The organism is uncultured Acetobacterium sp. (genome assembly GCF_927416815.1).
Lineage (GTDB): Bacteria > Bacillota > Clostridia > Eubacteriales > Eubacteriaceae > Acetobacterium.
Genome location: NZ_CAKMJU010000034.1, coordinates 13,117 through 38,024, shown reverse-complemented (window position 1 = coordinate 38,024; position 24,908 = coordinate 13,117). Strand labels below are relative to the sequence as shown.

29 protein-coding genes are annotated in these 24,908 nt (G+C 42.8%); 8 read left to right on the top strand and 21 right to left on the bottom strand.

Going from position 1 to position 24,908, the window contains the following annotated elements:
• The first annotated feature begins 58 nt into the window (after nt 1-58).
• On the top strand, nt 59-799 hold the full coding sequence (locus QZ998_RS06875; protein WP_296559162.1) for a hypothetical protein: 741 nt from the start codon (nt 59-61) through the stop codon (nt 797-799).
• A gap of 147 nt (nt 800-946) precedes the next feature.
• Here QZ998_RS06875 and QZ998_RS06870 read toward each other — a convergent pair whose 3' ends face one another.
• From QZ998_RS06870 to QZ998_RS06840, 7 genes are all read right to left on the bottom strand, one after another.
• Nucleotides 947-1,915: a glycosyltransferase gene (locus QZ998_RS06870; protein WP_296559161.1), complete on the bottom strand. Its 969-nt coding sequence runs from the start codon at nt 1,913-1,915 to the stop codon at nt 947-949.
• Nucleotides 1,908-3,047, bottom strand: coding sequence for an FAD-dependent oxidoreductase (locus QZ998_RS06865; protein WP_296559160.1), 1,140 nt, complete (start codon nt 3,045-3,047; stop codon nt 1,908-1,910). Before QZ998_RS06865 ends, QZ998_RS06870 begins: the two co-directional genes overlap by 8 nt.
• A gap of 1 nt (nt 3,048) precedes the next feature.
• Complete coding sequence (locus tag QZ998_RS06860; protein WP_296559159.1) at nt 3,049-4,161, bottom strand: DegT/DnrJ/EryC1/StrS family aminotransferase; 1,113 nt, start codon at nt 4,159-4,161, stop codon at nt 3,049-3,051.
• A 35-nt stretch (nt 4,162-4,196) separates the two neighbouring features.
• Nucleotides 4,197-4,946: a glycosyltransferase gene (locus tag QZ998_RS06855; RefSeq protein WP_296559158.1), complete on the bottom strand. Its 750-nt coding sequence runs from the start codon at nt 4,944-4,946 to the stop codon at nt 4,197-4,199.
• Between the two features lie 58 nt (nt 4,947-5,004).
• A complete protein-coding gene (gene mtnA / locus QZ998_RS06850) occupies nt 5,005-6,036 on the bottom strand; it encodes an S-methyl-5-thioribose-1-phosphate isomerase (RefSeq protein ID WP_296559156.1) in 1,032 nt (343 codons plus the stop codon).
• A gap of 2 nt (nt 6,037-6,038) precedes the next feature.
• Nucleotides 6,039-6,794 (bottom strand): S-methyl-5'-thioadenosine phosphorylase, encoded by a 756-nt coding sequence (gene mtnP / locus QZ998_RS06845; protein WP_296559154.1) that lies wholly within the window; start codon nt 6,792-6,794, stop codon nt 6,039-6,041.
• Nucleotides 6,795-6,965: 171 nt separating this feature from the next.
• The gene (locus QZ998_RS06840) at nt 6,966-8,396 is read right to left on the bottom strand and encodes a DUF2284 domain-containing protein (RefSeq protein WP_296559152.1); all 1,431 of its coding nucleotides are present in this window, start codon (nt 8,394-8,396) and stop codon (nt 6,966-6,968) included.
• 278 nt (nt 8,397-8,674) lie between these two features.
• On the opposite strand from QZ998_RS06840, the gene QZ998_RS06835 reads away from it, so the two are divergent.
• Nucleotides 8,675-9,367 (top strand): iron-sulfur cluster assembly scaffold protein, encoded by a 693-nt coding sequence (locus QZ998_RS06835; RefSeq protein ID WP_296559149.1) that lies wholly within the window; start codon nt 8,675-8,677, stop codon nt 9,365-9,367.
• Between the two features lie 11 nt (nt 9,368-9,378).
• Nucleotides 9,379-10,377 carry a GGGtGRT protein gene (locus QZ998_RS06830; RefSeq protein WP_296559147.1) on the top strand — a complete coding sequence of 333 codons (999 nt, stop codon included), beginning with the start codon at nt 9,379-9,381 and terminating at the stop codon, nt 10,375-10,377.
• A gap of 478 nt (nt 10,378-10,855) precedes the next feature.
• Here QZ998_RS06830 and QZ998_RS06825 read toward each other — a convergent pair whose 3' ends face one another.
• From QZ998_RS06825 to QZ998_RS06795, 6 genes are all read right to left on the bottom strand, one after another.
• Nucleotides 10,856-12,088, bottom strand: coding sequence for a type I restriction enzyme HsdR N-terminal domain-containing protein (locus tag QZ998_RS06825; RefSeq protein WP_296559146.1), 1,233 nt, complete (start codon nt 12,086-12,088; stop codon nt 10,856-10,858).
• A gap of 97 nt (nt 12,089-12,185) precedes the next feature.
• A complete protein-coding gene (locus tag QZ998_RS06820) occupies nt 12,186-12,827 on the bottom strand; it encodes a hypothetical protein (RefSeq protein ID WP_296559144.1) in 642 nt (213 codons plus the stop codon).
• A gap of 173 nt (nt 12,828-13,000) precedes the next feature.
• Nucleotides 13,001-13,408, bottom strand: coding sequence for a hypothetical protein (locus QZ998_RS06815; protein ID WP_296559143.1), 408 nt, complete (start codon nt 13,406-13,408; stop codon nt 13,001-13,003).
• 89 nt (nt 13,409-13,497) lie between these two features.
• Nucleotides 13,498-14,394 carry a hypothetical protein gene (locus tag QZ998_RS06810; RefSeq protein WP_296559141.1) on the bottom strand — a complete coding sequence of 299 codons (897 nt, stop codon included), beginning with the start codon at nt 14,392-14,394 and terminating at the stop codon, nt 13,498-13,500.
• Nucleotides 14,395-14,800: 406 nt separating this feature from the next.
• Nucleotides 14,801-15,190, bottom strand: a complete 390-nt coding sequence (locus QZ998_RS06805) for a hypothetical protein (RefSeq protein ID WP_296559138.1) — start codon at nt 15,188-15,190, stop codon at nt 14,801-14,803.
• Nucleotides 15,191-15,861: 671 nt separating this feature from the next.
• On the bottom strand, nt 15,862-16,338 hold the full coding sequence (locus tag QZ998_RS06795; protein WP_296559137.1) for a YbaK/EbsC family protein: 477 nt from the start codon (nt 16,336-16,338) through the stop codon (nt 15,862-15,864).
• Between the two features lie 269 nt (nt 16,339-16,607).
• On the opposite strand from QZ998_RS06795, the gene QZ998_RS06790 reads away from it, so the two are divergent.
• Together QZ998_RS06790 and QZ998_RS06785 are read left to right on the top strand one after the other, a co-directional pair.
• Nucleotides 16,608-16,772, top strand: a complete 165-nt coding sequence (locus QZ998_RS06790) for a DUF6132 family protein (protein WP_296559135.1) — start codon at nt 16,608-16,610, stop codon at nt 16,770-16,772.
• Between the two features lie 247 nt (nt 16,773-17,019).
• A complete protein-coding gene (locus QZ998_RS06785; RefSeq protein WP_296559134.1) occupies nt 17,020-17,538 on the top strand; it encodes a heme-binding protein in 519 nt (172 codons plus the stop codon).
• 62 nt (nt 17,539-17,600) lie between these two features.
• On the opposite strand, the gene QZ998_RS06780 is transcribed toward QZ998_RS06785, so the two are convergent.
• From QZ998_RS06780 to QZ998_RS06765, 4 genes are all read right to left on the bottom strand, one after another.
• A complete protein-coding gene (locus QZ998_RS06780) occupies nt 17,601-18,122 on the bottom strand; it encodes a hypothetical protein (RefSeq protein WP_296559132.1) in 522 nt (173 codons plus the stop codon).
• Entirely contained in the window at nt 18,050-18,385 is a 336-nt protein-coding gene (locus QZ998_RS06775; RefSeq protein WP_296559129.1) for a TfoX/Sxy family protein, read from the bottom strand. Before QZ998_RS06775 ends, QZ998_RS06780 begins: the two co-directional genes overlap by 73 nt.
• 69 nt (nt 18,386-18,454) lie before the next feature.
• Nucleotides 18,455-18,985, bottom strand: coding sequence for a cysteine hydrolase family protein (locus QZ998_RS06770; RefSeq protein ID WP_296559126.1), 531 nt, complete (start codon nt 18,983-18,985; stop codon nt 18,455-18,457).
• Nucleotides 18,986-19,081: 96 nt separating this feature from the next.
• On the bottom strand, nt 19,082-19,261 hold the full coding sequence (locus QZ998_RS06765; RefSeq protein ID WP_296559124.1) for a hypothetical protein: 180 nt from the start codon (nt 19,259-19,261) through the stop codon (nt 19,082-19,084).
• Nucleotides 19,262-19,594: 333 nt separating this feature from the next.
• Here QZ998_RS06765 and QZ998_RS06760 point away from each other — a divergent pair, with 333 nt between their 5' ends.
• Nucleotides 19,595-20,062, top strand: coding sequence for a hemerythrin domain-containing protein (locus tag QZ998_RS06760; protein WP_296559123.1), 468 nt, complete (start codon nt 19,595-19,597; stop codon nt 20,060-20,062).
• Nucleotides 20,063-20,163: 101 nt separating this feature from the next.
• Here the strand turns inward: QZ998_RS06760 and QZ998_RS06755 are convergent, their stop codons facing one another.
• The 3 genes from QZ998_RS06755 to QZ998_RS06745 form a co-directional block, all read right to left on the bottom strand.
• Nucleotides 20,164-20,580, bottom strand: a complete 417-nt coding sequence (locus QZ998_RS06755) for a secondary thiamine-phosphate synthase enzyme YjbQ (RefSeq protein WP_296559121.1) — start codon at nt 20,578-20,580, stop codon at nt 20,164-20,166.
• Nucleotides 20,581-20,609: 29 nt separating this feature from the next.
• Entirely contained in the window at nt 20,610-21,116 is a 507-nt protein-coding gene (locus QZ998_RS06750) for a GNAT family protein (protein ID WP_296559119.1), read from the bottom strand.
• Nucleotides 21,117-21,182: 66 nt separating this feature from the next.
• Complete coding sequence (locus QZ998_RS06745; RefSeq protein WP_296559117.1) at nt 21,183-21,545, bottom strand: hypothetical protein; 363 nt, start codon at nt 21,543-21,545, stop codon at nt 21,183-21,185.
• Nucleotides 21,546-21,920: 375 nt separating this feature from the next.
• Between QZ998_RS06745 and mutM the strand changes: the two genes are divergently transcribed.
• A complete protein-coding gene (gene mutM / locus QZ998_RS06740) occupies nt 21,921-22,733 on the top strand; it encodes a DNA-formamidopyrimidine glycosylase (RefSeq protein ID WP_296559115.1) in 813 nt (270 codons plus the stop codon).
• 157 nt (nt 22,734-22,890) lie between these two features.
• On the opposite strand, the gene QZ998_RS06735 is transcribed toward mutM, so the two are convergent.
• Complete coding sequence (locus QZ998_RS06735; RefSeq protein WP_296559114.1) at nt 22,891-23,340, bottom strand: universal stress protein; 450 nt, start codon at nt 23,338-23,340, stop codon at nt 22,891-22,893.
• A gap of 255 nt (nt 23,341-23,595) precedes the next feature.
• On the opposite strand from QZ998_RS06735, the gene QZ998_RS06730 reads away from it, so the two are divergent.
• Nucleotides 23,596-24,879: an ArsB/NhaD family transporter gene (locus QZ998_RS06730; RefSeq protein ID WP_296559112.1), complete on the top strand. Its 1,284-nt coding sequence runs from the start codon at nt 23,596-23,598 to the stop codon at nt 24,877-24,879.
• Nucleotides 24,880-24,908: the final 29 nt, after the last annotated feature.

Below are 24,908 nucleotides of genomic sequence, written 5' to 3'. Positions count from 1 at the left end.
TAAAAATTGCGTTATAATTAAACAAAAGTCCTATAAATTTGAACACTGGAGACAATCTATGAAAAAAAACTACAAGGCTCTGCTTATGGCATCGAGCTTTATCGCCCTGTCGGTGATCCTTTACTTTATCCACTTTTTGATATTCAAAGACACTCACCATATCTTTATTTATCTGCTTGGTGATATCGCTTTTTTACCGGTGGATGTGTTACTGGTTTCAATTATTTTTCACAAGATCATTAGTGACAAAGATAAGGCTGAACGGCTCAAGAAGGTGAACATGGTCGTCAGTGTCTTCTTTTCTGAGGCCGGGGTCGAATTGATGGGCTTTTTCTGTAAAGAAGATGCCCATTTAAAAGACCTGCAAGCCGTTTTATTAATCGATCCCCAATGGGATAGCCGGGATTACAAAAATGCCATTAGACAAATTAAGAAAATTGACTCCTCTGTAAACTTTCAGGGTCCCTGTTTGTTAAATCTCAGTAGCTTTCTCACCGCTAAACGGGAACTCTTTCTGACCCTGTTAGAAAACCCGATCCTGATTGAACACGAAACCTTTTCCGATCTGATTATGTCGCTAGCTCATGCTGAGCAGGAATTGGCCAATCGCAAGGATCTTAACCAGCTCCCTGAAAAAGACCACGCCCACCTGATGGTCGATATTGAGCGGGTTCAGAAGCTGCTGCTCTTAGAATGGCTGATCTATATGAACCATCTGCGAAAGTCCTACCCTTTTCTATACTCCTTTTCGCTGCGCACCAACCCCTTCGATCCCCACGCCGAAGTCGAGATTAAGTAAAATCGGCTAGGCAGCCTTTGTTTTTTATCCGTGATAACCTAGTACCGACAATTGTTACATCATGTTGTTTGCATCGGGGCGAACAGGCGGTAGCCTGTCCGATCCCGCAGCAAACAACAGATTAACAATTGGTCGGTACGGTAGTTCCTACTCGCTAATGGTTTCGACCGACTCGATGGTGTACTTTTGTTTGCTGAAGACCAGTTCGATCAGCATTGATAAGTATTTGATGATTACCGCCAGAATCACAAAGACGCCGAAGAAGCCAAAGACGATCACCAGCATCATCGAGGTATAGCCGGAAACAACATCTTCATAGACATAGCTGACCAGGGTATAGATACCGATGCCAAAGGTCGCCACCATCATAAAGACTGCCGCCAACAGGGTCATCTTATAGGCCACGTTGGTAAATAAAATCAGCGAATCAGCGGCCATTTCTTTTCGCTGATTTTTTGTTTCGGCATCGTAGGCCTTGGTGCAGGACAGATCATTGTCGTACTCAATGGTGTCAATTTTTAATCCACAGTTGGCGTAAACCGCCTTGCGGTAGGGGATCGTCTTGCTCATCGAATGGACCCGGTTAATCGCCCGTCTTGACAACACCCGGAAGTTTTCTGTTCGCAGCTGATGGGGACTGTGTGAATAACGGTTAAAGACTGTGTAAAAAAGCCGTGATGTCTTGCGGCCACATTTTTTCGGGGCGGCATTGACGATATCAAAACCAGTCAGGCTGTGATTATATACCGCCATCATCAATTCAGCATCATAATCCATCACCATATTGTCAAATTCAAAAACAAAATCGCCGATCGACAGATCAATGCCGGCATTCATGGCCAGCTCAACGCCCTGGTAAAAACTCATATTAACGACGTTGATGACCGTCCCGGCAATGCTTTTGCCGATCTCGCGAATAACCGCCAGACTGTTATCGTCCGAAGCGTCATTGACGCAGATAATCTGATAGTTGTCAAAATTGGCACTTAAAACCGCATTAATCTTCCCCAGAAAATCCCTGATCCGCTCTTCATCATTATAGATATAGATCACCGCTGAAACAAAGTTTTTTTCTTTATCCCCTACGTCCACTTTATTGACCTGTTTTTTAGTCATCTTTGAGCACCTCATCCAAATCATAAACGGTATTTATTTTTCCCGACAACACCGAAACAAAGGTCGGTTTTTCACTGGCCTTACGGACCACCGTCGGCCGGGAGTCATCGACTTCAGAAGCCTTTAAAATCGGCTTCATCGAAAAAAGCGAGCCCGCATAAGAAAAGCCGTAATCTTCCTTTAGATATTTCTCGGCCATATTAGACATATAGGGCCAGGCCGATGCCGGTTTAGCGAGACAATCATTGCAGTTCCCCAGTTGTTTGGGGCTGCAATAACCATCGCTTTTTTTCTGGCAGTTAAACTGGGGCAGGCTGTCAAAAGACGACCGATGAGGAGTAAAGGTCACCGACGTCAGCGAATGGTAGCCGCTTTTTCCAAAGGGCATCAGCGAAAAAAAAGGCCCGTCCATCACCGTGATCCCCACCTCAAGCAGCTTTTTTTCCGGCTGGCAGAGAATGATTTCGCAAAGCTCATACTTAATTTTAAAGGGCTCATAACCAGCCAGATCAAGGATCTGATTGGTTGACCCGTAGGTGGCGTTGAGGAGAAAGCCGGTTTCTTCGACCTTCCCATTTTCCAAGGTAATGGCATAGCTCGTTTCCCCTTTTTCAATCCGCTGAATCCGCACCCCATAGCGAATTTCAACATTTTTCCGTTTTTCCAGCTGATCGACAAAATAATGTCCCAGAATGCCGGCATCATAGGTATATTCACGGGTTAGATAGGCACCATCACAAAGCCCCTTTTTAAAATACTTATGGGGAATAAGCTCTTCGCAGGGAATCTCTGCCGCCTGACAAAACTGGGTAAACTGGTCGCGGTTGGTCCAGCTGAAGCTGTCGCTGGTGGCGTAAACCTGGTCAAATTCACTGTGAATACAAAACTGATAATCCTTCACGAAGCGGTTAAAATAATGGGCCGACTTAATCGCTGTGGCATAGGACCGCGGGTAATGATAACCCATATGGACGCGCGCCTGATTGATATAGGTAGCCCGCTGAAAAGGCGACGCTTCCCATTCCAGCACCAATACCCGCTGACCCCGGTCACCACAGCTTTTGGCGGCATAGAGTCCGTAAAGTCCGGCACCGATAATGATTTTGTCCCAACGGGTTTTGTTTACGGTCATCTTATTGCTCCGGCGCCGGTGGCACAAAGGTATTGATAGCGGTAATAACGGTGTCGATTTCGGTTTCGGTCATCCCATAAAACAAGGGCAGTGATAAAACCTGATCCGCCAGTTTTTCAGTAATCGGCAGACTACCCCGGCCAATCTTCAGATAGGCATAGGCTTCTGACAAATGTGGGGGAATTGGATAATGAATGATGCTGCCGATGCCTGCAGCTTCCAGATAATCCTTAAGCTGATCCCGATAGGGGGTGGTGATGACAAACTGATGCCAGACCGTGGTTGCCTGGTCCCGCAGTTTAGGCAAAGCGATCACCGGATTGCTGATCTTGTCAAGATAGGCGGTGCAAACCCGGTTGCGGTCAGCATTGAGCTCATCCAGATAAGCAAGCTTGACATTAAGCAGCCCCGCCTGAAGCTCATCCAAGCGGGAATTGGTGCCGACGACCTTATTGTAATAGCGCTTTTCACTACCGTAAAAGCGATACATCCGAAAGGCCCGATCCAGTTCTGGGCTGTTGGTAGTAATGGCACCGCCATCACCAAATGCGCCGAGATTTTTGGACGGATAAAAGCTGAAACAGCCGATATCGCCAAAGGAACCGGTCACCTGACCCTGATAGGTGGCGCCATGGCTTTGGGCGCAATCCTCGACCAGCCGGAGATTGTGTTTTCTGGCAATCGCCACGATCTTATCCATTTCGCAGCTGGTGCCGTAAAGGTGGACTACCAGAATGGCCTTGGTCTTTTTGGTAATCTTCGCTTCGATTTTATCGGCATCGATACCATGAAAAGCGTCCGGTTCGACAAAAACCGGGGTGGCATCATTGATGGTGATCCCCATCACGCTGGCAATGTAGGTGTTGGCCTGAACGATCACCTCGTCGCCGGCGCCAATCCCCAAAACACGAAAAGAAAGCCACAGGGCATCTAAACAGTTGCCCAGGCCGACGCAGTAATTGGTGCCGATATAGCTGGCAAAATCTTTTTCAAAGCGGTCTACTTCATTCCCGAGAATATAGCTGCCGCTTCTTAGAATTTCTAATGCTTTATCTTCGTATTCTTGCTGGTGCTCTTCAAAATGCCGTAGTAAATTATTTGCTGGTACCTTCATCTTGTCTCCTTGCTGTCAGGATTTGTCTGGTGATCTTAATTCAAATTTTTCAATTTATTTTTTTGACGATCTTCTTTAATAAATTCTGACTTTAAAAATTTGATCTGCTTGAGATAGGATACCACAGTTTTAACAACCTTTACCTTAGTATCATAATCATCTTCCCAGATCACCGGAATATCGTGGACTGCGATGCCCTGACGCTCGGCGCGCAGCAGCAGCTCAACGCAATAAAACCAGCCATTGTCCTGGCTGGCAGCAGCAATCAAGTCGTCAAAGGTCTCTTTTCGATAAAAATCAAAGCCGCAGAGAGCATCGGTGAACTGATTTTTAAAGACCACATGCAAGAGCCGATTGAGTCCCCGGGAGGTAAATTCTCTAGCCGGCTTGCGCCCCATCACCGTCGAATTTTTCATCAGCCGCGAGCCCTTGATAATTCTTACATCGGGCAGGTTTTCAAAAATATCCTTGACCTGTCTGAGATGCTCAATATTGGTGGAAAGGTCAATATCCATATAGCCAATCACTTCACAGCGATTGTCCGCCGCGCCAGTTCGCAGGGCGACCCCGACGCCCCGCTCAGGGGTTTTTAGATAATGAACCTCGGGATGCTTTTCGCACAGCCGTCGGCTGATCGCCGCGGTGGCGTCGGTCGACCCATTATCAATGATCGTCAATTGATAATCAAAGAGCTTGTTTTTTTTGAGGAAAAGCAGGGTTTTTAAAATCCCTTTTTCCAGTCGCCGCTCTTCATTGAGAACGGGAAATAGTATATTTACTTTCATGCTTTATCCTTTAGCTTTATTTTTGCTTTATTTTTGCTATTCTTTTGCTATTATCTTGCTATTCTTTTAGCTTGGGAATATTAATATCATAGGGGGGATAAACCACCCCTTTTTCAGTGATGATGGCGGTGACATTCTGGTGGGGGGTGACGTCAAAGGCCGGGTTTTCCATGGCGACCCCGTCCGGCGCCACCTGAATGCCACCGATGTGGCTGATCTCACGGCAGTCCCGTTGTTCAATGACAATCTCATCCCCGGATTGCATGGCAAAATCAATGGTCGAGGTCGGTGCCGCCACATACATCGGAATGCCATGGGCTTTGGCCAGTACCGACACCGAATAGGTACCGATTTTATTGGCCACATCACCATTAGCAGCAATCCGATCGGCGCCCACAATAACGCCGTCAATCTTGCCCAGTTTCATCATCCAGCCAGCCATGTTATCAGTAATTAACGTTACCGGAATGCCGTCGGCATGAAGTTCGTAAGCGGTCAGTCGGGCACCCTGTAAAAAAGGCCGGGTTTCGTCGGCATAGACAGAAATATTTTTGCCGGCTTCATGAGCCGCCCGAATTACCCCCAGGGCGGTGCCGTAATCGGCGGTTGCCAAGGCTCCGGCGTTACAGTGGGTCAAAAGGGTATCGTTTTGATGGATCAGCTCGGCGCCATGCTTGCCCATGTCCCGACACATCTGAATGTCTTCGGCACAGATGGCCTGGGCTTCATCCTTTAATATTTCAACCAATTGCGCCGGTTCTTTATCGGCATTGGCCGCCATCACATCTTCCATCCGCTTGATCGCCCAGAATAAATTCACGGCGGTGGGACGGGTCGACGCCAGTAATTCGCAAACTTCCTTCATTTTATCATAAAAAACGTCTTTTGGCTCATTTTCATATTCCAACGCACCAAAATAAACACCGTAGCCAGCGGTTACCCCGATGGCCGGTGCTCCTCGAACAATCATATCGACAATCGCTTTGGCAATTTCCCGATAATCACTATAAGCATGAATAATAAACTGGGTGGGCAGCTTGGTCTGATCAATCAGCTTAAGCTCCCCATCTTCAAAATAAAGAGGTTTCAAGCCTACACCTCTAATTTATCGATCAGCTTAAAGATCAGCGCTTTTACTTTTTCAGTATTTTCATTTAAAACCCGGATGACATCCTCATTGGTTACCGGTTTAATATCCGGATGATCTTCGAGACCGGCATCATAATCGGTGATCAGGGCGATGTTGACCACCGGGATTTCCTGTTCCAGACAGAGATAGCCTTCCGGATACTGGGTCATGTTGACGACATCGGCACCCATCATCGCAAACATCCGGCTTTCGGCCACGGTTGAGAAACGGGGGCCGTTGATAACCACCACAGTCCCGCCAAAGTGGGCGGTAATCCCACATTCTTTGGCTGCTTCCATGGCCATTACTCTTAGCTTCTGGTCATAGGGATGGGCAGAACTGATGTGATTGACCTTTGGTTTTTCAAAGAAAGTATCCTTACGGCCAGAGGTCATATTGATAAACTGATCGGTTACCACAAAATCGCCGGGTTTCATCTCAAACTTAAGGCTGCCGACACAGCAGGGCGAGATAATCGCTTTTACACCCAGGCTTTTCAAGGCAAAAATATTGGCCCGGTAATTAATTTCTGAAGGGTTGAGGGTATGTTCTTTTCCGTGGCGCGGCAAAAATGCCACCGTTTTTTCGCCCACCTTGACCAGGCTGATATCATCGGATGGCTTGCCGTAAGGGGTATCCACTTCAATTCTCTTCACGTCGGTACTTAATTCATAGAGACCTGAACCGCCAATAACGCCAATATCTGCTGAATAATACATGATTTTTCTCCTTCTAATTGTTTTATTAAGTATCTCTACATGACCCGCGTCAGCTTTATTATCTGTTGATCGATACGATAACTGCCTTAGCGCAAATTAGATTGTGTCCGAAACGGCAAAATCCCATCCCAAACACAATCTAGATCGTCAGTATTGTTTAATTAATGAACTTTATTCGGGAATCTTGATGGTCGACAGGGTGGACTTTTTAACGATTGGTTCATCCTCATCCAGCGACGCTTTATAACCTAACCATTGATATTTGGAGTCGTCATCTGCTTCAACTGGCTCTGCTTCGACTGGCTTTTCTTCGACCGGTGCTTGATCGACTTCTTCAACTTTTTCTTCAAGGGCCGCCAAACTTTCGGCCGCTTCAAAAGCCGCCTCATTATTGTCTGCCAGTTCCGCTTCGGTTTGATCATAATAGGGGGTGCAATCTTCTTCTGGCGCAACTTCGACACTTTCGGCTACTTGCTGTTCTTCTTCAATCGCCGGAACTTCTTCACCATCTAGAATCAGTTCGGTCATTTTTGGAATCGGCCGTTTGACTATTTCGTCGTCGTCAAGAGACGCCTTATAGCCCAACCATTGATATTTGCTATCATCCTCTTCCGCAGCGATTTCCACTGCTTCTGGCTCAGGACTTTCCTTTACCGTGACGGCTTCTGCTTCTTCCGCTTTAACTTCCGGGGCAGCTTCTGACTCAGCGATTTTTTGAGTTTCCACTTCTGCCTTTTCCGGAATCGATTCTTCCTGACCTTGCATGGTAACCGTGTAACCCATTTTTATGGCCGCTTCTTCGGGGTTCTTATCAGCCTTATAACCGACCCAGCTTTTCTGTGGTCGATAAGCGGGAATCTCATCATCGATGATCTTTGACTTGGCCAAAACTGCAGCACTTCCACCGTGGACGGTTTCTTCTGGTTTAATAACTTTTGAAACATGGAATTCATTCTCTGGCGTTCTGCGAACATCCCGCTCCCAGCTTTTCTTTTTATCGGGAAAATATTTTTTGAGTACCGCTTTGGGAATTTCTTCATTGCAGAGGATCGCCGATACCGAAGTAAGTACCTCCGGCAAGCGGTAGGTATCGCCCCATTTCATGGTCATGCCGACCTCATATTTTAGCAGATCGACGACATTAAAGCCTAAAGACTCCAACGAAAAACGCATCATATCCGGATGCCGGCAGGGTTCATTTGTTTTTCTGGCGCACGCCATCCCCTGGGTTTCACAGATCGGGCAATTACCGGGAATCAGACCGATGGCACCATCAACCTCGTTTTCAATTTCTAACAGCGTTTTCCAGGTCATCACCTTAATCTCCTGGAGTTTATCGGTGCTATATTTTTTAACCGCTTCCGGATCACGCACATTTCTTAAATCTTCCCGGGGTACCTCGAACTGTCTGCCAATAATATGGATATATTTAAACTGCTTTAAAAAGATTGCTTCATCAAATGCGTAGGTGGGACAGGACCAGTACTTGGAAAAATTGGGACAAGCCTTACAATAACCCAGTGTTTTTTCGCGATCGAAATACTCTTCCATTAAGTACTCCACTCGTTTTGCTCCCAGGCTAAGTTTGTTTTTTAATTCCATTCGTTTACATCCCTTCTCAATCAATCGTGTGATCAATCAACCAATTCTGTATCATTATATTTAATTTATTATTAAGATAAGTTACCGAACCAAAGATAAAATTCACCTATTTTAGGTTCATGCCCTATTCTACATCGATTTAGCCATTTCTTCAATTAAACTTTTTGTCCAATTCGGGTATTTTTCTCCGCATTTCGAAAATAACAAAATATTACCTGTTTTTTTTTAATTTTAAAGTTTATAATTAAAGGAGTAATATTTTGAAGGGAGCTTAATGAATGGAATATTCACACGAAATTAAAAATATGTGTACCGTTGGAAACAACGCAAATCATGGCTGTGCACCAATCCCCGAGGAGGGCAAATGGGTTCAGGCAAAAGACGTCACCGACATCTCAGGATTAACCCATGGTATTGGCTGGTGTGCCCCACAACAAGGCGCCTGTAAACTGACGCTTAATGTAAAGGATGGCATCATCGAGGAATGTCTGATTGAAACGATTGGATGTTCAGGAATGACGCATTCCGCTTCAATGGCATCTGAAATCATGCCCGGCAAAACGATTTTAGAAGCACTTAACACCGATTTAGTTTGTGATGCAATTAACACCGCGATGCGGGAATTGTTTTTACAGATCGTATATGGCCGTACCCAAACGGCATTCTCCGAAGGCGGACTGCCGATTGGCGCCGGACTTGAAGATTTGGGCAAAGGTTTACGAAGCCAGGTTGGAACCACCTACGGCACCCTTGCCAAAGGACCGCGCTACCTTGAAATTGCCGAAGGTTATATTCAGAAATTGGCCTTAAACAAAAACGACGAGATTGTTGGTTACTCCTTCGTCCACCTTGGAAAAATGATGGAAAGTATCAATAACGGCGTTGAGCCAGCAGCCGCTTTGGAAAAAGCCTCTGGTAAATACGGACAATTCGACGATGCTGTCAAATACATCGATCCAAGAAAAGAATAGGAGGAAATCACATGGCATTATTTGAAAGTTATGAAAGAAGAATCGCTAAAATTGAAGAAACTTTAGCTGCCAACGGCATTGCCTCTTTAGAAGAAGCAAAGGCTATCTGTGATGAAAAAGGCATTGATGTGGCTGAAATTGTTAGAAGCATTCAACCCATCTGTTTTGACAACGCCTGCTGGGCTTACACCTTAGGTGCTGCTCTGGCCATTAAAAGGGGTATTACCAATGCTGCCGATGCATCTGAAGTGATCGGTGAAGGCTTACAGGCTTTCTGTATTCCCGGTTCGGTTGCCGAACAACGCAAGGTTGGTTTAGGTCACGGTAACTTAGGCGCGATGCTGCTGCGCGAAGAAACCGAATGTTTTGCCTTCCTGGCCGGCCATGAATCCTTTGCTGCAGCTGAAGGTGCCATCGGCATCGCCCGCTCTGCTAATAAGGTTCGGGTCAAACCACTGCGGGTTATCTTAAACGGTTTAGGAAAAGACGCTGCGCTGATTATTTCACGTGTCAATGGCTTTACCTATGTCAAAACTGATTATGATTTTGCCACCGGCGAGCTTAACATCGTTTCACGAACACCTTATTCAGACGGCGAACGGGCTGCGGTTAACTGCTACGGCTCCAACGATGTCCAAGAAGGCGTTGCCATCATGCATTATGAAGGGGTTCATGTTTCAATCACCGGAAACTCGACCAACCCGACCCGTTTCCAACACCCGGTTGCCGGCACCTATAAAAAGGAAGCCCTGGAACAAGGCAAAAAATATTTCTCGGTTGCTTCCGGCGGCGGTACTGGCCGTACCCTCCATCCTGACAACATGGCCGCCGGTCCTGCTTCCTACGGGATGACCGACACCATGGGACGAATGCACTCTGATGCTCAGTTTGCTGGTTCTTCATCTGTTCCCGCCCATGTTGAAATGATGGGACTAATTGGAATGGGTAACAACCCAATGGTTGGCGCCACGGTTTCGGTTGCGGTGGCGATTGAGGAAGCGAGCAAGTAGGGTATATCCTCATTTGTTACGGTATCATGCGATTTCGGGGCGATTTATTTGAGATACTTTTGAGTCGCATATCTCTGTTATCGCACAAATTTATTAGAAAACCCAGGCTTAAAAACCTGGGTTATTTATTTATTTATTATATATTATATCGTATTAAAAATTTAAAGGGGCGATCGATGATCGCCCGCACACTACACAATTGCCAGTTCGATATTCAAAATTTTTAATTCAACTTATATAGTTAGTCACCTTGATTCTGAATCAGCAGTTTCCATTACATGATCACAAGTCATTTTGTGTATTTCTTGGCTTCACCACTCCATCACAACCTTTGAAAACAACCGTATTTCATGGAACGTTTCGGGACCTGCGAAAAATACGTTTGTCTTTTTTCTCTTGCTTTTCTTCACCCCCGTGTATCTAAGGTGTTTGAGAATAGAAGCCACCCCGCGTCTGCGCTTCTATCAGTCTTCCCTCTTCAAGCGCTTTCGTTTTTCAATCGTCTGAATTGATCACGAACCACGGCATAACGGATCACATTTCTGATAAATAGCCGGGTTTCCGGTTGTTCAAATGAAATGGGAGCATTGGCATCAAAGCTACCCAGAAAAACCCGTCCCTGCTGATCAATTAAAGACGGCTCTTGAGTTTTGATAAAACGAATCACTTCATCTTTTTTGGCTGACCCTTTTTTCCCCACTGTCAGGGTACCATCATGCCAGAGCAGATAGCGATCTTTTTGGCAAATGGTATAGCGATCCATGCAGAGCTGCAGTGAATTATGGCGTTTATCGTAATCATCCACAGCCACCACCAGGGTTGTCACCCCTTTGCGGTTGCCAAAACGGGGATCATTCTCAAAATGCATGCTTCCCTGGACGGTGATGCTGACAATCTGATTTTCACCACTTTCATCCTCGATCATAAAATAATGAAATTCATTTGTCCAGTCTCCCCCAGCAGCATTTCCAAAGGTTGTAAAGCGAATGCCATCATCGACAACCTTCAGGTCATCCCATTGATACGGCGAAAACTTCAGAGTTTGATCTAAAAGAAAACCGGCCAGATTGATAATAAAAGGATAGAGCCGTTCCGGCGTATCATCACCGATGTTTCCCCAATTCTTGAAATTATCAATTGTTTCCGGTAACATCAGCATTTCAAAATCTGGACGTGTCCATTTCTCACCACTATCCTGATAAAAGGGATAATCCTTTTTTTCAAGCATTTCCGGATAGGTTAGCATTTTCTCAAGTGGCGCATAGTGACCCACCGACTGGTTCAGAGCCGCTGAAAATGTCAGTTCTCCGTTAGTGATGACCACTAAACCCGATTGAACCACCTTGTCGTATCTAAGCACCTGATCCCAGACATCATCAACCAAAGGAACTTCAGCCGCCTTACATTCCACCACCATCATGGGATAGCTATGGCCCTCATCATCTCTGCCGACAATAATAATATCAGCCCGATCTCTGGCTCCTTTTTTAAAAATTGTCATCGGGACTTCCACGAAAACCATTTCTTTGGGCACCATCATCCGGTGGATCAGGTACTGCACAAATTTCTGACGAATGATCTCTTCTGGTGTAATCACTACAAGAATTTCACGAATGGGATCGAAAATGCAGGGCTTGTCATTACGCTGATAAATTTTTCCTATTTCAAAATCCTGCAAATCCACATCCAAACATATTTTTGATAGTTTCATTTTTTCTTGTCTGACCCCAATCAAATGGATCAAGACACTCCCTTCATTATTTTTTAATTAACTTGCTTATTTATTGGACCATCGAACAGAAATGCCTTTAAGAGTCTTTCTTGATGTGCACGCATGCCCTTTTGTTTGGTTCTTTACTATACCAGGACAAATCACCCAGTAGTTTTTGATAATAGTAATTCTTTACTTCCTCTGGCGTCTGCTTAAACCACTTATTTAATTGTTTCTCTGTTTCGCGCCCATCCATGTACCCTTCTGTACTTGTGCCAAAAATATAATCTTCGACTGTAATATCCTGATAACCGATAAACTTACTTGGAGCGAATTTACCGATTTCCTCAATATAATACCAATGCTGAAAATTACTCAGCTTTTTCCTTAGCTCCTCGCAATCGTTTACATGATCACAGAAAACTCTCGCATTTTTAACAACATCTTCATAAGTTTCAACCAGATCAAGGATTTCATTCCGTCTTACATTTGTCGTCCGTTTTTCGTCTTCCAATAATTTGATCTCACGTTTATCTTGTTCTTTTATCTCAATCAAATCTTTAATCTTTTTGGCAAGTTCCTTATCGCTTAAGCTTAAATGCTTTTGAAAAACTTCAGGAAAACTGAACTTTCTTTCCATGTCTTTAAAAGAAACCGAAAAGAAATCCCCTTCTATTTGAATCACTTTGCCAACACCAAATTTTTTATGTTCAACATCTTTGTTTAAAAGTTCTTTCATCATTATCTCCCTCGATACTCTTTAACCAATTATAGCTTTTTTCCAAGCTCATCCGTTTTTTTATTTTAGATTTTCAAACATTTTCTCCAGCTTCTTCCGCAAACCAGAGGTTATTAGCTTTAAAATAGCCGCACATCTAAAACATAGATCTTCACTGGATGTTGCCAACTATGTTACACCGTCATAAATTCATCAAAACAGTTTTCGATCGATAATTCCGACCCAACTCCTAATTCAAGAAATCTTTTAGAAAAAGCACTGATAATTTTCCCATCCTTGCTTTGCCAGTCCATCCGCCTGATCTGTTTTTTCATCTGATTGTTACTATCGAATAAGCCTTTATTGACCTTAAACCATTTATATTCTTCAGTATCATCACTGTTTGCAAAGGGTTTTTCCTCAGTGATCTCAACAAATCCCCAGTCATACAATAAATTCATTAAATCATCAACGATCGCTGTTGCGTTTTCGTTTAAAAATGTTTGATGCAACGGGTCTAGCCCCATCGTGATCATTTTGCAAATAGTCCGCTTTTCCAGTCTTTCCTTCATAAATACTTGATTATGCATATCAAAACTCATTTATAAACCCTCCTTTGAATTTAAACACTCCATATTTTACGGATTAATTTTCATCGTTAACAGAGAATACCTAAATACTTAATATTTCTTTACCGTTTTATACTTTTATAATCAGATTCAAGCCTTTTAATTCGTTCTTTTAGTTCTTTCCTTTCTTTTGTTGATAGGGATTCTTTATTTTCAACAATAGTCTCTAATTCTTCAAACTCAAGCATTATTTTATCTAATATTTCTAGTCGTTTTGATCGCTCCTCTTTTTTTTCGGAACTTTCATTTTTAGAAGCAAGTACAGCAGCTACTCCTTCTGCTGAAGAAAGCTTTCTAATGCCTGTTGAGAGATAATCAAGCTCATGTTTTCCAAAATATAAGGTCGAACAAAAATCTCCAAGTCGCTCCGCTTCTCTTTCGGAAATATCAATCGGTACAGCAAAACTAACCGCATAATCCGGTCGCAGTGGGTAACTGACCGGAACTAATTCCATCTTATCATCGTCTCCTAAAAATTCATTATTATCAACGCGCACTAGTAAATCAATGATATCGTAAAATTTTGTCAATGACGTTGCCACCTGATGGGCTTTAAGCGATTGTCGCAATTCAATGGGAAGATTTACCCGCTCGACTCTGATTTTCCATTCAATTAAACGCTGATGGGGATACCCCTCGATATCGTTATCCACTGTTGGATCATAGGTATAATCGCCTTGAACATTACCAATCAAAACAAATTTCCCTTTCGGCATTAATACAAAATCATATTTTTTCATCTGATTTACAAATATATCAAGTGCTGAACTTGCATTACCCAGTTTTATTTTTGAATACTCATATGGTGGCTTCTGAAGAAGCATTTTTATCTCTTCTTTTGATAACCCACTTAGATCACCCAAATGTGGCCAGCCACAAGCAATCAGATCTTTCGATTCTAATTCTTCAATCTTTTTCTCGTCAATATTGGGCCGGAACATCCATGCATTTCCATTCATTTGTATTACCTCCCGTATTACTATGAACAGATAATAACATTTTCTGTTCGTTTTGTCAATAAGAAAACATAAGTTAAAATATTAACTTATGCTTTCTTATGCTTTCTTATTCTTTCTTGTGCTTTCTTATTATTTATCATTTTCTTTTTTTACCTGTTTATGATCGCTGATTTCTTTGTAGTCTGGTAGTTCCGGTAGATTTCTTAGTTCTTATTTCGTTTCTTCTTGAAATCTTTTTATGATCTTTCTAGTGAGGTTTTTCATCAGCAGTTCCCCAAGACGTGGGGATGTTTTAGGATCTGTAATGACGCGGGAATGACGTGGGGACGTTTCGTTCGTCATATCCAGGCTATATAAAGGAGCCGTTTTTTCATTTCATCCATTTTGGTTTATCACAAACCGACGCTTATTCCATCAGATCAAGCTGATCCTCTATCAAAACTTTAGATATAACCATTGCCTTGATTAAATTCTCAAATCGCCGATGATGAAAGCTTCCTTCATCGAATTTCACCTGTGCTTTTTCACACTTGCTGATAACTGAAACCACTGGTCTGAGCGATTCTGTTAATCCTTTTTTTGTATGCTGCCCCAGAACATTAGACATTTGTTTCTTTTGGGATAGTTCACTTTCTATCAAAAGCTTTGAAATAACCATCGCTTTAATTCTATTTCTGAGCAGTGAGCATTGGGAGGTCCCTTCGGCAAATTTACCTTGCATTTTTTCACATTTGCTAATCGTTGAAGATACTTCCCGAAGCGCTTCATTTAATTCTTCGTTGGTATACTTATTCATAAGAATGCTCCCTTGCTTTCGGAATAGTCTCATCCGTCCCGCCCTTATTCATCATCAACCCCAATGAAGATGCCATTAGACCCAGTGAGGTCGATTTTTTATTCTGTTTTTCTCAAAAGAACCGTCCCTTAATTATAAAGCCCCGGGCAATTCTTTGATTTCTAAATTTGCCGGGGGCGTGGGTTAATGCATAGTCAAATCGAAACGTGAACCGTCACTTATTCTAATGCATTGATAAAAGGTGTTCCCAATTCTTCAAGCGACCGCAGTTGTCTCGATACAAGTTTCCGTAATTCAATTAACCGATCCGACTAGGCTCACTCCCTGCGCAATTAAAATCGCATTGTAACTCTCCATATTTGCTAAAACCAGTAGCTGCTTTAAGTTTGCCTCGTCGCGAATGTTACCTTTTATCTCTGCGTTAGTCTGTCTCCATTATTTGGCTGTCATCCCAAACAAAGCCACATTCAGTAGATCGGCTTCGCTGGCATAGGTATAGCTGATCTGACCTGGGGTAAGTTCTGGCAGAATCAATGCCCGTAAATGTTTTGAAATATACCGAAGACAATGGGGACGTTTATTTGTCGCATCCCCCTCCCCCCGCTAAAAATATGATTCTCCAACAAACATCGGCTTCTTCGATACCCAATACCAGAACCAGTGGCTACTTATCAGACCGGCTGCCAGTCCTTACACAGATCAAACCAGCCGACACTGTTGGAATATTTTTCCAGTTCCGCGATTGTCAGTTCAATGGCACTATTACTGCTACCGCAGGCCGGAAAGACGGTATCAAATCGTTTCAGTGAATCATCGAGATAGACATCCACATTGCCGTTGACGGCAAAGGGACAGACGCCGCCAATACCATGACCAACAAGGTGCTCAACCTCTTCCGGAGAAAGCATTTTTGCCTTGCTTTTAAAATGCGCTTTAAATTTTGAATTGTCGATTCTGGCATCACCGGCCACCACGACGAGCACACATTTTTCCGCCAGTTTAAAGGACAAGGTTTTGGCGATTCGTTCCGGGGCACAACCGACCGCTTGCGCCGCCAGTTCCACCGTTGCCGATGAGGTCTGGAATTCCAGGATGCGGCTTTCAATATTCCATTGTTTGAAATAATCTTTTACTTTTTCGATTGCCATTTAATTTACTCCTGTTCTGATAAAATGGGATTCGTTTATTGTCCTTCCAATTCTATCATAGATATTTTTTGATTCAAAGGAATAAAGGCTTCAAAATATGCTTCGTAAGCACAAGGTGACAGTTCTTTTGTGCAAATTCCTTCGACCTAACAATGCGGGGAAGGTTGGTGATATGGTTACTGTGATTTAATCACAGATTTCAAAAAAAGCCTTTGATATAATGGGAATCATTCAACTGATCTATCAATTTTTTTATTCGGAGGTATCAAATGTATATCAAAATAATAATTGGCACACTTGTCGGGGGCGCATTGGGACTGCTCTATTATAAACTGGTCGGCTGCCCCAACGGTAGTTGCCCCATTACTGCCAAACCCCATCGAACTGCGATTTATGGAGCCATTCTTGGTTTTATGATCAGTTCTTCGTTTTAAAATAAAGGTGCTTAAGGCATGCCAAGTTGTGTTCATAAATCCGGCCTCATCGACCTTGAAATTAGGATATACTGAAACCATCAAGGCAAACTCAAAGCACTTGAGCTCACTGAGATCTTAATCAAGGTTCCGGAATTTGTCATGATGCGCGAAGCGGATCATGAATACTAATCTAGAAAGACGAAGGGATGTTACGAAAGCAAATTTTGGGGTAGTCATAGCTTATAAATGATTAGGAGGATCTATCATGTCAAATTATGAAACCCCTGAATACGCAATTGTTGAAAAAGACGGTGAACTTGAACTTCGAGCCTATAAAAGTTATCTAACGGCTTCTATTGAAGATCTTAAAAGTGAGCACACAAGCGGATTTAATCAGATTTTTGATTATATCAGCGGGAATAATTCCAGACGAGAAAAAATTGCCATGACTGTCCCGGTATTCAATGACTTAGGCCCCGGCATATCAATAACGAGCTTTGTTCTGCCCGCTAAATATGCCAGTGAATCACCCCCTGAACCTGGTAACTCAAGAATAAAAATTAAAAAAATCGAGGAAAAGGTCAGTGCGTCAATTGCTTTTTCTGGTTCGATTAAAAAAGAAAAGCTTGATGCACTTAAAACGAAATTACTCAAATGGCTTGAGGGAAAGAACCTGAAGACTCATGGTGGTTTCCGTCTGGCACGTTACAATTCGCCCTTTACCCCTTCATTTTTAAGGCACAATGAACTGTTGATTGATGTCGAAAAGACAGTCTCTATTTAAAGAGTGCTCAAATTAAAACTGAATAAAGCTAAGTCCCCTGCTACTCACGATGCAGCAATTTTTTAGTTAAAGCGAATCGGAATGGTCATGATCGACGCGACAACAACAGCTGATGATATCACGGCAATATCAATCCCGATTGGAAAATGGAAAAGCAAACTGAACAAGAGATAGACACAACATACCAGTGTCATTTTTAGAAACACGCTTAAATGTGCAGCTGCATAGGCTTTTCTTCTTTCACTGCCGGCTGCTTTAGCTTCCTCAAAGCCGGGTCCGCCATTAATCCAATAGACATATTCTCCAGCATAAATCATAACCAATAAACCATCAATGGCGATCACCATAAACATCAGCACCATCCTAACCTCGGCACCCTCGCCCCAGGTTATCTGGAATAGCTGATCAAGCGTTCTATTGATAAATACTGGTATTAAGGTACTCCCTACTATGAATAAGATCATCCACAGGATCAATGGTTTATACGTTTTCTTATACTCTTGTTGATCCATCATTTTTTCTTTTTCTTGGGCTTGGGCATTGGCAATTCCTGATAGCTGGCCCGCAGCAATTCGGCCAACCATTCCCGGTCATCCAGCGAATCAATCAAAAACTGCGGCTTGGCACCCGGGTATGGCAGACCTTCTTCAAAAGTTGTCAAGCGTTCTTCAATCATGACTCGTCCTGCTTCTGTTTTCTTGAGAAAAAACTGATTATCGCAGATCAGTCCGACAATCTTTTCGTCAAGATAGACGCCATATTCGCCAAACATTTTTTTGCAAGTGATGTTTCCCGCTGCTATTAACTGATCACAGACATAGTCTGCAAATTCCTTACTGGTTCCCATTGTTGCCTCCTTGTGTTTTGTTTATTATAGCTCAGAAAGTTCAGCCGGGGAATTGAAATTTTGCCAGTTTTATCTTCGGTTGATAATGCGAATCTGCATACTTTCCATCACATCCAATGCAGCTTCATTAAGACGGTCTTCATTGCTGGCGACGCAGCTGGCATCAACAATAATTTCCGCTTCCGGCAGCGCCGCCTTTGCCAGTACCGCATCCGAGATAAGACAAATATTTGAAACAACCCCCACCAGCTCGACCCGGTCATACTGGTTCTCAGCCAGAAACTCGGCAAGCTCCATTGATCCAAATGCGATCTTTTCAATACAGATATCGGTATCCCGCCGCAGCTGGGCCACCTTTCCATAAAGTTCCCATCCGGCTGTTCCTTTGATACAATGAACCACCGGTAAATTTCTACCTTCCTGCGTGTTTAGATAATCGGCCGTATGCGTATCATAAGTAAACACAATTTCGTGGCCATTTGACCGATATGCGCAGATTTTTTCCGCAATCGGATCCTCAAGACGAACCGACTGCGGAAAGCCAAGGACGCCATCGACGAAATCTTTCTGGTAATCTATTACTAATAGGATACTTTTCACCTATTTACTCTCCCTCTTTTTTCTTTAAGGCACGGCTAGTTGCGGAAACATTTCGTCCGTCTCAAAAAAGACTTTAAACATGATAAGCGCAAATACTTATGTGCCACTTGCCCTTATCGGCTGAATAGTACCCAGCAGATTGCATTCGGTCACCGGCGGTAGTAACGGGTTTTCAGAAATCGGTTCCTGCCACGGTGATTCGGTATTATCAATCATCAGGGTGTCGGTAATGTGGGTACCGGTGTAAATCCTAATTTTAATCTGAAATCTGACCATCGCTAATTAATCAATCGTACTGAGATTAGCCTTAAGTTATTCGTTATATCAAATGATCATTGAATTGCCGTTAATAATTACTACTAAAAATATACCCTGCCACGTCTGAGATATTCACCAACAACACCGAATCGCCAAATGATCGGTCTTTTTTATTTAATTATTCTGTTTGTATTTCTTTATTGAGGGTAAACATTAGTTTATAAGTATAAATTAATTGTCGCAATAGTTCGATTGCGCTTTCAAAAGATACACATAACTAATCGATCCATTTAAGCTGATGACAGACTTTAATTCAACTTATAGTGTAAAATAATTTTAGAAGGAGTTAAAATGGATATTTTCAAGGAAATAAAAAAAGAGCATGATGAATTTAAGAAGATGGCCAAAAAAATAAATGCCACCACTAAAAGAGCCATAAAAACAAGGACGAACAGTTTTGCTAAACTTAAGCTTGAATTGACTGCGCATCACCAAGCGGAGGAAGAAGTACTTGTTCCTGCTTTAAAAGAAAACAAAGCGACCCGAAAAATGGGCTTAGAAATAATAGAAGAGCACCGTATTTTGGATAAGCTAATGGCAGAACTTCAAAGTCTTGCTGTCGACGACGAAACCTGGATCGTCAAATTTAAAGTATTTTCTGAAATTATGGAAAAACATACCGATGAAGAAGAAAACGAAATTTCTAAAAAAGCTCACGGAGAATTTAAACAAAAGAAACTTGATAAACTGGGCGATCAATTTGAAGAAGAAGACAAAAAGATTGCAAAACAGCTCAAAAATAAAAAGCAGGTAAAATGAAGCATTTCAAAACTAACAAATAAACAGCCATTTCAGCAGTGCAAAGTTGCTGAGATGGCTGTTTTGATAATTCGACTTAGGACAGCTCCTTCGTAATTTTCTCACTCCCCAATTATTTTAACCAGTACCCGTTTATCTCGCTTGCCATCAAACTCAAAATAAAAGATCTGTTCCCACCTGCCAAAATCGAGCTTGCCATTGGTTACTGCTACCACTGTTTCGCGTCCCATAATGGTTCGCTTAAGATGACCATCAGCGTTATCTTCAAAACCATTGTGACGGTACTGACTATATGGTTTTTCTGGCGCCAGCTTTTCTAACCAGACTTCGTAATCATGATGGAGTCCACCTTCATCATCATTAATAAACACACTGGCGGTAATGTTCATGGCATTAACTAGAATCAGTCCCTCACTGATCCCACTTTCAGCCAGCGCTTTTTCGACATCCGCGGTAATATTGACCAGGCCTCTTCGCTTAGGCAAATTAAAATGCAATTCTTTACGATAAGAAATCATGGTTTTTTCTCCTTTTTAGAACTTTTTCTTTATTCTCTGACTAAGGCATATAATTTCATGTCTTCCGCTACACCATTTTTTATGGCATTTTTTCTTAGCAGTCCTTCCAATTGGAAACCAGCTTTTTCAAGAATCCGGCACGATCCCAGGTTCCGGGCAAACGGTTCAGCAAAAATCCGGATGATATCGGTTGTTTCAAAAACCAGTTCACAGATCTGTTTTACTGCCCGCGTTCCATGTCCCTGTCCCCAATCGGGTTCAGCAATATAATAACCCAGTTCAGCGGTTCGAAAGTGAATATTATCCTTGCGAAATACGCCAATACTCCCAATGACTCGATCCCCATCGGTAATGGCGTAGGCAAAGGTATTGTTAGCATCTGAATCTTGCATCGCCTTGATATATCCTTTTGCATCCGCTATAGTATAAGGAAATGGCAAGCCATCCCGCAGATTATCCAGAATTTTCTTGTTATTTAGGGCTACTGCCAATTGATCGGCATCTGCTACTGCCCATTTGCGTAGTGTTGTTCTCAATTAGTCATCCTCCTTATTTTCTTCTGAATTTAATAGCGTTTAACCGCCTTTATCGTTAGCCTAAGCTTAGCCGATTGGCATAGCAATCTTGGCATACATTGATAATAAGCTTATCCCAATTATCGCAGCATATGGAGAATACTTATAGATCGGATCTTTAAGCAGCTCGATAAACATAATGAATAGCCCTACCAGGAAAGCGACCAATCCAAAATTGAAAAACACAGCATTGAGATTGATTCTTGCCCAGGGCAGAATGATAAGATTCGCATAACTCAAATGTGAGCAGCAAATTAAAAGGCTCGCCAGAGCCACAAAGGCATTTGACAATCTGATTGATGGTTCAAGTTTTTTTGTTGTTCTTGATAAAATGCTCAAAGCAACAACAATCATGATCGACCCGCTGATCAGCAATAAATCCTTCATCATTCCCTCCAATTTTTATTTTTTATATTACACCGGTTTTATTAGTGATCGCCCGCCATCATACGACAGACCATCCGATTTTTTAATTGTATCACGTTGTTGCAAGCATGACAAATAAAACGTCTCTATTCGCCCGAAATATCCCTGTTTTTGAAGCGTGTTGATTGCAAAGCGGTCTATCTTTTAGCCGCTTAATATCGCTTTTTTATTTGCAGCCCTTTTTCAGTTGGTGTATACTCAGACTAGCTACCACTATAAGCCTTTGAAATTTGCTTTCTAGGGTAGCTGTGAGAAATATTTTAGTTTCGGCACTTTAGAAACTTTTTAAAAAATTTAAAACATTTAAAAAAACAATCTCAATTAAGCAGGTGAAAAACTATGCCAGAATTACCAGAAGTTGAAACGGTTCGCAGAACGTTAAAGAATTTTGTTATTGGAAAAGAGATTAAGGCAATCCAGGTTCATTACGATAAAATCATTGTTGGCGATAGCAATCGTTTTGTCTCAACCTTAACCGGACAAACCATCCGAGATATCGATCGGGTGGGCAAGTATTTAATCTTCATTTTAGATCGTGATGCCTTTATTTCGCATTTACGGATGGAAGGTAAGTATCATCTCGTTGATGCTGCAGCGCCACTCAACAAGCATCAACACCTCAGCTTTATCTTTAGTGATGGCACCGCATTACGTTATCAGGACACCCGAAAGTTTGGCCGTTTAGAACTGGTCAGTAAAGAAACCTATCCTTATGATTTACCGCTATCCAAACTTGGTCCAGAGCCATGGGAGGCCGATCCGGAAGCGATCTACCAAAAAATCCATCGGAGCAGTCTGCCAATTAAGACCTTGCTGCTTGATCAACGGATTATGACCGGGATCGGCAATATCTATGCAAATGAAATCTGTTTTAGCATGAGCATAAATCCCACCACCCCCGGCAAACGGGTCAGCAAAAAGCGGATAACCGAATTAATCGCCATTTCAAAAGAAATCTTGGAGCAGGCCATTGCCCAGGGCGGAACAACCATTCATTCCTTTGACGCCAACGGCATTGCTGGTTTGTTTCAGGTACAGTTAAAGGTGCATATGCAAAAGGTTTGTCCGGTTTGCGATGGGGCAATCACCAAAGAAATGGTTCGTGGCCGAGGCACTTATTATTGCCAGGCCTGCCAGAAAAAGAAAGGCTAAGCTTTTCTGGTTTAAGTTCATGGCTTACCTTAGGCTGATTTTTATGACAGCAAAAACCAGCCAAAAAAAACACAAAGCCAATGCTTAGCCACATCAGCTTTGTATCGACAATAATCATAATCTGCAATCATTACCGACTTCGTTTTGTTCTTGTCTTTTATTTCACGACCAGAACTGGTTGCTTGGAATGACGGACTATTTTTGAGGTGACACTACCAATGAACACCTGACGCAAGCGTGAAATGCCAACGCCCTGAGAGCCCATGATGACCATTTCCACCTCATTTTCATCGAGATATCCGGCGATTTGATCAGCCGGATCGCCATACAGCAAAACGGTTTCGACATTGACGGTCAGGTCTTTTAGCATTTCCCTTGCTTCGGCAAGGTGACGTTCTGCGTTGAGTTTAAACTGCGACACATAGGCTTGAACTTCCAGGCCGGATTGGATTAGTAGATTGGACTCATCGGTTCCGCTAGGGGTAGTGATGTTGGCAACCGTCAACAAAACGACATCAGAGCCGAGCGCTTCTGCCAGTTTTTTTGCTTCCATTACCGCTTTTATCGATATGGGTGAGCCATCAATGGGAACAAGTAATTTTTTCATATGAGCCTCCCTGAATTATTGATTATCTTCATGATACCGATTTTTAGATAAAAATGCAATCACTATTTCATAAACGCTCTTCATCATCGCTAGCTACAAACGATAAACTTTCTTCTTATTATAATACACTTCAAAAAAACAAGAATTCGATTGACAAATCACCCCGTTAACACCATAATAGGAAATGGCATTCAGACGATTAATTGATGTTCGGATCGGTTGGCTGCTTCACATCGAAAGTTGAGGAAAAGTTAAATGACCGAAAGTTCTTATTTTTTTGTGTCGATTGTTATTTTTATAGCTGTTTATATCCTGATTATCTGGGATAAGTTCGACCGAACCCTAGTCGCTCTAGGCGGCGGAATGCTGATGATTATTCTGCAAATTCTTAATCAGGAGTCTGCCATTGAAGCGGTCGATTTTGATACGGTGACCCTTTTAATCGGGATGATGATGATAGTCATGGTCATGCGCCGCACCGGAGTTTTTGAATATCTGGCGATCAAGGTGCTAAAAATTTCTAAGGCTGATCCCCAGCGTCTGATTATTCTGCTTTCCCTGATTACCGGCGTATTGTCGGGGCTACTTGATAATGTAACCACCATTTTGCTGATTATCCCAGTCACCCTCAGCGTTGCCAAAGACTTAAAGCTTGATCCAATTCCCTTTATTATTGCTGAAATATTTGCTTCAAATATCGGCGGTACGGCGACGCTTATTGGTGATCCGCCAAATATTATGATTGGTAGCCAGGTCGGCTTTACTTTCAATGACTTTTTGATCAATAATTCGATCATCGCGCTGCCGATTCTTTTACTGACTTCGATATTATTTGCACTTTTATATAAAAAGGTTTTAATCGCTGATGAATCAGTCAAAGCTAAGGTTTTAGCGGTTAATGAAAAAGATGCGATTACGGATGGGCCACTACTCCTCAAATCGATGATTGTCTTTAGCCTTGTTATTCTTGGTTTTATCTTCAACAGCGTACTTCACATTGAATCACCGACGATTGCCTTGACGGGAGCAATTATCCTCATTTTTCTCTCAGGGATCAGCTCGGAAGAAATCCTTCATGAGGTCGAATGGAAAACTATCTTTTTTTTCATTGGTCTCTTTATCCTGGTCGGTGGCATTGAAGCTACCGGGGTGATCGAAATATTGGCCAAGGATGTACTCTTGCTCACCCATGGTGATGTTTTTATGACGACCCTATCGATTTTATGGGTTTCTGCGATTGCCTCAGCTTTTATCGATAATATCCCTTTTGTCGCCACGATGATTCCGATGATCACGGAAATGGGGCAGCTCTCTGGCATCGACATCTACCCGCTGTGGTGGGCACTGTCGCTAGGCGCCTGTCTGGGTGGCAATGGTACGATTATTGGGGCCAGTGCCAACGTCGTCGCGATCGGGATTGCCGAGGCACAAGGCTACCGGATTACCTTTGGCCACTTTTTCAGGGTCGCCTTCCCTTTTATGATCCTGACCATTATTATCGCAACAGTCTATATGATCTTTCGTTATTTGGCATTCTGATCAAGCCGACCACCGCCAAATTTTAAGAC

Excerpts from the sequence above, each read along its gene's own strand:
- QZ998_RS06875 (WP_296559162.1), top strand. The coding sequence starts at position 59 with ATGAAAAAAAACTACAAGGCTCTGCTTATGGCATCGAGCTTTATCGCC.
- QZ998_RS06870 (WP_296559161.1), bottom strand. The coding sequence starts at position 1,915 with ATGACTAAAAAACAGGTCAATAAAGTGGACGTAGGGGATAAAGAAAAA.
- QZ998_RS06865 (WP_296559160.1), bottom strand. The coding sequence starts at position 3,047 with ATGACCGTAAACAAAACCCGTTGGGACAAAATCATTATCGGTGCCGGA.
- QZ998_RS06860 (WP_296559159.1), bottom strand. The coding sequence starts at position 4,161 with ATGAAGGTACCAGCAAATAATTTACTACGGCATTTTGAAGAGCACCAG.
- QZ998_RS06855 (WP_296559158.1), bottom strand. The coding sequence starts at position 4,946 with ATGAAAGTAAATATACTATTTCCCGTTCTCAATGAAGAGCGGCGACTG.
- mtnP (WP_296559154.1), bottom strand. The coding sequence starts at position 6,794 with ATGTATTATTCAGCAGATATTGGCGTTATTGGCGGTTCAGGTCTCTAT.
- QZ998_RS06840 (WP_296559152.1), bottom strand. The coding sequence starts at position 8,396 with ATGGAATTAAAAAACAAACTTAGCCTGGGAGCAAAACGAGTGGAGTAC.
- QZ998_RS06835 (WP_296559149.1), top strand. The coding sequence starts at position 8,675 with ATGGAATATTCACACGAAATTAAAAATATGTGTACCGTTGGAAACAAC.
- QZ998_RS06830 (WP_296559147.1), top strand. The coding sequence starts at position 9,379 with ATGGCATTATTTGAAAGTTATGAAAGAAGAATCGCTAAAATTGAAGAA.
- QZ998_RS06825 (WP_296559146.1), bottom strand. The coding sequence starts at position 12,088 with ATGAAACTATCAAAAATATGTTTGGATGTGGATTTGCAGGATTTTGAA.
- QZ998_RS06820 (WP_296559144.1), bottom strand. The coding sequence starts at position 12,827 with ATGAAAGAACTTTTAAACAAAGATGTTGAACATAAAAAATTTGGTGTT.
- QZ998_RS06815 (WP_296559143.1), bottom strand. The coding sequence starts at position 13,408 with ATGAGTTTTGATATGCATAATCAAGTATTTATGAAGGAAAGACTGGAA.
- QZ998_RS06810 (WP_296559141.1), bottom strand. The coding sequence starts at position 14,394 with ATGAATGGAAATGCATGGATGTTCCGGCCCAATATTGACGAGAAAAAG.
- QZ998_RS06805 (WP_296559138.1), bottom strand. The coding sequence starts at position 15,190 with ATGAATAAGTATACCAACGAAGAATTAAATGAAGCGCTTCGGGAAGTA.
- QZ998_RS06795 (WP_296559137.1), bottom strand. The coding sequence starts at position 16,338 with ATGGCAATCGAAAAAGTAAAAGATTATTTCAAACAATGGAATATTGAA.
- QZ998_RS06790 (WP_296559135.1), top strand. The coding sequence starts at position 16,608 with ATGTATATCAAAATAATAATTGGCACACTTGTCGGGGGCGCATTGGGA.
- QZ998_RS06785 (WP_296559134.1), top strand. The coding sequence starts at position 17,020 with ATGTCAAATTATGAAACCCCTGAATACGCAATTGTTGAAAAAGACGGT.
- QZ998_RS06780 (WP_296559132.1), bottom strand. The coding sequence starts at position 18,122 with ATGGTTGGCCGAATTGCTGCGGGCCAGCTATCAGGAATTGCCAATGCC.
- QZ998_RS06775 (WP_296559129.1), bottom strand. The coding sequence starts at position 18,385 with ATGGGAACCAGTAAGGAATTTGCAGACTATGTCTGTGATCAGTTAATA.
- QZ998_RS06765 (WP_296559124.1), bottom strand. The coding sequence starts at position 19,261 with ATGGTCAGATTTCAGATTAAAATTAGGATTTACACCGGTACCCACATT.
- QZ998_RS06760 (WP_296559123.1), top strand. The coding sequence starts at position 19,595 with ATGGATATTTTCAAGGAAATAAAAAAAGAGCATGATGAATTTAAGAAG.
- QZ998_RS06755 (WP_296559121.1), bottom strand. The coding sequence starts at position 20,580 with ATGATTTCTTATCGTAAAGAATTGCATTTTAATTTGCCTAAGCGAAGA.
- QZ998_RS06745 (WP_296559117.1), bottom strand. The coding sequence starts at position 21,545 with ATGATGAAGGATTTATTGCTGATCAGCGGGTCGATCATGATTGTTGTT.
- mutM (WP_296559115.1), top strand. The coding sequence starts at position 21,921 with ATGCCAGAATTACCAGAAGTTGAAACGGTTCGCAGAACGTTAAAGAAT.
- QZ998_RS06735 (WP_296559114.1), bottom strand. The coding sequence starts at position 23,340 with ATGAAAAAATTACTTGTTCCCATTGATGGCTCACCCATATCGATAAAA.
- QZ998_RS06730 (WP_296559112.1), top strand. The coding sequence starts at position 23,596 with ATGACCGAAAGTTCTTATTTTTTTGTGTCGATTGTTATTTTTATAGCT.